Source organism: Protofrankia sp. CiP1_Cm_nod3 (assembly GCF_982290655.1).
In genome coordinates this window covers 1-5,887 of the sequence record NZ_CEVIVD010000068.1, presented here as the reverse complement: position 1 = coordinate 5,887, position 5,887 = coordinate 1, and the positions used below count along the sequence as shown (strand labels likewise).

Here is a 5,887-nt window from a genome sequence, read left to right as displayed (position 1 = left end):
CTGCTCACCCGGATCGGGATCATCGCCTGCGCGGCCGGTGTCGGTCTCGCCCTGTTGCTGCTTCCCCTGGTCGGCGCGATCGGCCTGTTCGCGAAATCCTCGGCGGACCACTACCTGAGCCTGCCGGACGAGCTGCTCACCCCGCCGCTGCCGCAGAGCTCCCAGATACTCGCCGCCGACGGCAGCCTCATCGCGACGCTGCGCGGAGAGACGAACCGCACCGTCGTCGACGGCAAGGACATCCCGGTGGTCATGCGGCAGGCCATCGTCGCCATCGAGGACTCACGCTTCTACAGCCACGGCGGGGTGGACGTGAAGGGCGTCGTGCGGGCCGCGCTGCGCAACAGCGAGGCCGGGGACGTCCAGCAGGGTGCCTCGACGCTGACCCAGCAGTACGTCAAGAACGTGCTGCTGCAGAACGCGCACACCAGGCAGCAGCGTGAGGATGCCGCCGGCACGTCGCTCGAGCGCAAGATCCAGGAGGCCCGGTACGCCGTCACCCTGGAGAACAAGATCTCCAAGGACGAGATCCTGGAGCGCTACCTCAACATCGCCTACTTCGGCAACGGCAACTACGGCGTGGGTACCGCCGCCCAGAACTACTTCCAGACCCACATCGCCAAGCTGACACTTCCCCAGGCGGCGCTGCTCGCCGGGCTGGTGCAGAGCCCGTCCCTGTACGACCCGGTGAACCACCCCGACGCCGCCCGGACGCGCCGGGACATCGTGCTGGACCGGATGGCCGCTCTGGGCTACGTCGCCCCGGCCGATGCGGCCGCGGCGAAGGCGGCGCCGGTCCAGGTGGTCCACGCCGCGGCCGCGGCGGCGCGGGACTCGTGCGAGACGTCGAGCGCGTCCTTCTTCTGCGACTTCGTCCGCTCCCGGCTGCTGGCCGACCCGGCGCTGGGCACGACCGATGCCGAGCGCGCCCGGCGGGTCTACGAGGGCGGGCTGGTCATCAGGACGACGCTGCAGCCCAAGGTCCAGGCCGCGGTGCAGAACACGGTCAATGCCGTGATAGCGCCCGACAACCCGGTGTCGGCCACCGAGGTGGTGATCGAGCCGGGCACCGGCAACATCCTGGCGATGGCGGTGAACCGGGTGTTCGGCTCCGACTCCGCCACCAACCAGACCAAGGAGCCACTGGCGACCAAGGCGGTGTTCCAGCCCGGGTCGACGTTCAAGACGTTCACCCTCGCCGCCGCGCTCGAGGCCGGCTACGGGCTGAACACCCAGTTCTACTCACCGTCGTGCTACAGCACGAAGAAGTTCCCGCTGGACCGGCGGGACGGCAGCCCCTGCGCCACCGGCTACTCGAACGCCGACCCGGCGGAGAGCGGGGTCTACGACCTGTCCAAGGCGACCTGGGACTCGGTGAACACCTACTACATCCAGCTCGAGGAGAAGATCGGCGTGCCAGCCGTCGTCGACATGGCGGTCCGGCTGGGCATCCCCGCCTCCTACCTGGAGGACGTCCACCCCACCAAGGGGGACCTGACCATCGGCTCCGAACGGGTCACCCCGCTGGACATGGCCAACGCCTACGCCACGCTGGCCGCGCACGGCATGCGCTGCGACCCACGGTACGTCCTGTCGGCCGCGGACTCCAGCAACCAGAACGTCGACATCGCCCCCGAGCCCGTCTGCAAGCGGACGGTGACCGCCGGGGTGGCCGACACCGTGACGAGCATCCTGGCAGGGGTGATCACACAGGGCACCGGGTACCCGAACGCGGCGGCGATCGGACGCCCGGCCGCGGGCAAGACCGGTACCACGGACAACTACTCCGCCGCGTGGTTCGTGGGGTACACCCCCCAGATGGCCGCCTCGGTCGCGGTCGGCAACCCCAAGGGAGCGCAGGGCAACCCCCTGAAGGGGATCGTCGCGGATGGCCGGACATGGTCCCGCGTGTTCGGCGGGGACCTGCCGGCGATCATCTGGGGCCGGTCGCTGCGGGCGGCCCTCAGCGGCGTTCCCGCCATGCCCATGTCGAAGGCCAATCCCACCGTGGCCAAGGGCACCAAGGGCGGGCTGCTGTCGACTCCGCCGCCGCCCCCGCCGCAACCGACGGCCCCCGCCACGGCCACAACGGACACGCCGGCAGCACCGACCGCGGCGGCAGCACCGGCAGCGGCGCCGGACATCGTCGAACCCGTCCTGCCCCCCGGCAGGTTCCCGTTCCAGGGCTCGGGCGGTGACGAGCGGCCGGGCCGGTGACGGCCCAGAGCCGGCTGTGTCCCGCGGGGCGCCGTGCCGCGGGCGGTGCCGTGCCGCGGGCGGTGCCGTGCCGCGGGGCGGTTATGTCTCGTGCGCAGCCGGCGTGGGCGAGGCGCTCAGGTCGCGCACGGCAGCCACCGGTGTCGGGTCCACACCGAGCGCGAGGGCAAGGTAGACGCTGGTGTAGTCGAACAGGCCCACCAGGGACGCCAGCCGCTCCAGGCGGCTGGCCCCCTGGGCGGACAGCTCGGTGACCGCCACCGCCCGCTCGGCCGCGGCCGTGACGGCGGCCTCCGCCTGCCGGGTCACCGTCGGATGCTCGGCCTTCTGGTCGCGCAGCAGGACCAGCCGTAGCCGCACCGGCCCGGCCTCATCGTCAGCCCGGTCACGGAAGAAGTCCTCCGCCGGGCCACCGTCGGCCCCACGGACCCCGAACGCCCCGTCCAGAACGCCCGCCTGCAGGCTTGCCGCGTCGGGAAGGGCGCCCAGCAGCGCCGGGTACCCGGCGTTCGCGGCGAGCTGGCCGGCGGCCCGGCCGGCGGCCGCGGCGGTCAGCGCGGTGGTCCCCCACAGCAGGGGTAACGAACCGGCGAGCTCGAGCGCCAGCACCTTCGCCGGGCTGATGAACGTCTCGCTGGCGGGCCGGCAGCGTATCGCCAGGTCCTCGAGGCGCACCGCCGCCGCCTCGACCGCGTCCGGGCCCTCGGCGGCGGGCGGGAGAAGGCCGAGAGCCCGCACGACAGCGACAGCCGGCAGCAGCAACACCCAGTAACCCGCCCGGGCCGGCCGGCCGTCCACCACGGGGGCGGGCAGGAACAGCGCCCGCGCGCGCCCGGCGCGATGCGCCAGCGGCGAGTCGGGCGGGCCCACCGCGACCGTCCGGCAGCCGCGACGGTCGGCCTCCTCCAGCGCGGACAGGGCCGCCTCGTCGCGTCCCGAACCGGATATCGCAATCACGACGTCGGTCACCCCCACCCAGCCGGGCAGGCCGAAACCGTTGTGGACGAGCACCGGGACCGGGCAGCGCGGCCCGGCCACCGCGGCGAGCGCGTCACCGACAGCCGCCGACGTGCCCGTCCCGACGACGAGCACCGCCCGTGGACGGCCGTCGGCGGCGAGCGCGTCGGCGCCGGCCTCCCGCGCCAGCGCGGCGGACTCCCGGACCTGGCGGGCCGACGAGGCCACCTGCGGCAGCATGCCGGACGGGTCGGCGGCGTCCAGCCGGACGGCGTCATCAAGGATGCTCTCGTCCACGCCCGCGTCCCACATGTCCTGCACCATCGCATGCCCGGACCCGCCCGGGCACATCGGGGCTCACGTCCGGCCTGGCCGGGCGCGTGTCAGAGCCGTACCGGAGCGTCGGGCGTCAGAGCCAGGGCAGGACGCCAGAGCCAGAGCCGTACCGGAGCGTCGGGGCGTCAGAGCCGGGGCGGGGCCGCGGACGCCGCTGGGCCCGGCCGGATCAGGCGGAGCCCGCGTGGGAGCCCTGGGGAGCAGGCCGGGCCATCGGGCCCCGCGGGGCGGGCATGGCCCGCACGCCGCGGCCAGCCGGGCTGCCCTGCCGCCACCCCACCCTCCGGCACCCACCGTCCGGCGGAGCTGTGGGTACGTCGGCGCCCGCCGGGGCCCCGCCAGAACCCCGCCAGGGCCCCGGGCATGGCGGGACCAGGGCTCACGACAGGCCAGGGCTCACAACGGTGCGGGCACCGACGGCCGGGCCTCCCCGCCGAACGGGACGGCCTCGTCGAGCAGCATCACCGGGATCTCGTCCCGTACTGGGAACGCCAGGTCGCACGATGTGCAGACCAGCACCGGCTCACCGCCGAGGGTGTCCTGGCGCAGGGGGGCGTGCGCCGGGCACGGACAGGCGAGGATCTCCAGCAGGAGCGGGTCGAGACTCAACAGCCGACCTCCTTTTTCACAGCGGCTTCATCACAGCGGCTTCTCACAGCGGCTTCTCACAGCGGCTTCTCACAGCGGACGCGGGCGAGGACGTCGTCGCGCACCCGGGCCATCGTGGCATGGTCGGGGGCCTCCACATTGAGCCGCAGCAGCGGTTCGGTGTTCGACGGCCGCAGGTTGAACCAGACCCCGCCACCGAGCGTGACGGTGAGCCCGTCGAGATGGTCGATGTCGGCCGCGTCCCCGGCATACGCCTTCTCGATCCCGGTCATGGCCGCGGCGGCGTCGGCGACCGTGGAGTTGACCTCGCCGGAGGCCACGTAGCGGGCGTAGCCGGCGAGCAGCTGCGACAGCGGCCGCTCCTGCTCACCCAGCGCGGCCAGGACGTGCAGGGCCGCGAGCATCCCGGAGTCGGCCCGCCAGAAGTCACGGAAGTAGAAGTGCCCGGAGTGCTCACCGCCGAAGACCGCCCCCGTCCGGGCCATCTCCGCCTTGATGAACGAATGGCCGACCCGGGTGCGTACCGGCACCCCGCCGAGCTCGCGCACCAGCTCCGGGACACCCCGGCTGACGATCACGTTGTGGATGACGGTGGCGCCGGGCTCGCGGGCGAGCTCCCGCTCGGCGACGAGGGCGGTGATGGTGGACGGTGAGACGATCTCACCGCGTTCGTCCACCACGAAGCAGCGGTCGGCGTCGCCGTCGAAGGCGAGCCCGATGTCGGCGCCGGTGGCCCGCACCGCCGCCTGCAGGTCCCGGAGGTTCTCCGGTTCGATCGGGTTCGCCTCGTGGTTCGGGAAGGAGCCGTCCAGCTCGAAATAGAGCGGGTGGACCGACAGCGGCAGCCCCTCGAACACCGCGGGGACCGTACGTCCGCCCATGCCGTTGCCCGCGTCCACGGCGACCGTCAGCGGCCGGATCGCCGACAGGTCGACCAGTGCGCGCAGATGCCGGGCGTAGGGCGCGAGCAGGTCCTGGCGGGTGATGGTGCCGCGGGGCCCGATGGTGGGCGCGACGCCGGCCTCGGCCAGCGCCCGGATCTCGCCGAGCCCGGTGTCCTGGCCGATCGGCGCCGCGCCCGCCCGGCACAGCTTGATCCCGTTGTACCTGGCCGGGTTGTGGGACGCGGTGAACATCGCGCCGGGCAGGCCCAGCGAGCCGGCGGCGAAGTAGAGCAGGTCGGTGGAGCCGAGGCCAGTCATGATCACATCCGCGCCCTGGCCGGCCGCGCCGTCGGCGAACGCCTCCGACAGCGGGACCGACGAGTCACGCATGTCGTGCGCGACGACGATCCGGGGGGCGTCCAGCAGGCGCACGAACGCGGCGCCGACGCCGTGCGCGACGTCGGCGTCGAGCTCGGACGGCACGACACCCCGGACGTCGTACGCCTTGAAGATCCGCGACAGGTCGTGCACTCGTCCGCCTTCCCGATCCCCGGGCTTCCCGGCCCATAGGCTTCCCAATCCCCGGCTTCCTGGTCGCCGGCCACTGCCGGCCCCGCCGGCCCCACCAGCGCCGCCGGCGGTGGCCGTCCACGGGGCCCCGCCGTCGGCGGTCGTCCGGGAAACCCGGCCATGGCGGTGCTGACGGCAGCCATCAGCTGCCGGCGGCGACGCCGACCTTACCGACACGCCGCCGGCCTGGGCGGAACCGTTCGGATAGCCGACACCCTGCCCGTCACCAGACGCACCGAACCCGTCACGGATACGCCGGGCCAGGCACGGACGGGCCGGCCGCCAGGCGCCGGGCATGCCAGCCAGCCGGCTCG

General features: G+C 73.6%; 4 protein-coding genes. 1 reads left to right on the top strand and 3 read right to left on the bottom strand.

Annotation, left to right across the window (positions count from 1 at the left end):
* Nucleotides 1-2,217, top strand: a 2,217-nt coding sequence (locus AC5LUJ_RS14325) for a transglycosylase domain-containing protein (protein ID WP_493465084.1), incomplete at its 5' end; no start/stop codon positions are given.
* A gap of 81 nt (nucleotides 2,218-2,298) precedes the next feature.
* On the opposite strand, the gene AC5LUJ_RS14320 is transcribed toward AC5LUJ_RS14325, so the two are convergent.
* From AC5LUJ_RS14320 to AC5LUJ_RS14310, 3 genes are all read right to left on the bottom strand, one after another.
* Entirely contained in the window at nucleotides 2,299-3,486 is a 1,188-nt protein-coding gene (locus tag AC5LUJ_RS14320) for an SIS domain-containing protein (protein ID WP_250284966.1), read from the bottom strand.
* 420 nt (nucleotides 3,487-3,906) lie between these two features.
* Nucleotides 3,907-4,119: a Trm112 family protein gene (locus tag AC5LUJ_RS14315; RefSeq protein ID WP_250284965.1), complete on the bottom strand. Its 213-nt coding sequence runs from the start codon at nucleotides 4,117-4,119 to the stop codon at nucleotides 3,907-3,909.
* A gap of 56 nt (nucleotides 4,120-4,175) precedes the next feature.
* Nucleotides 4,176-5,534 (bottom strand): phosphomannomutase/phosphoglucomutase, encoded by a 1,359-nt coding sequence (locus tag AC5LUJ_RS14310; protein ID WP_250284962.1) that lies wholly within the window; start codon nucleotides 5,532-5,534, stop codon nucleotides 4,176-4,178.
* Between the last annotated feature and the right edge of the window lie 353 nt (nucleotides 5,535-5,887).

Excerpts from the sequence above, each read along its gene's own strand:
- AC5LUJ_RS14320 (WP_250284966.1), bottom strand. The coding sequence starts at position 3,486 with ATGTGGGACGCGGGCGTGGACGAGAGCATCCTTGATGACGCCGTCCGG.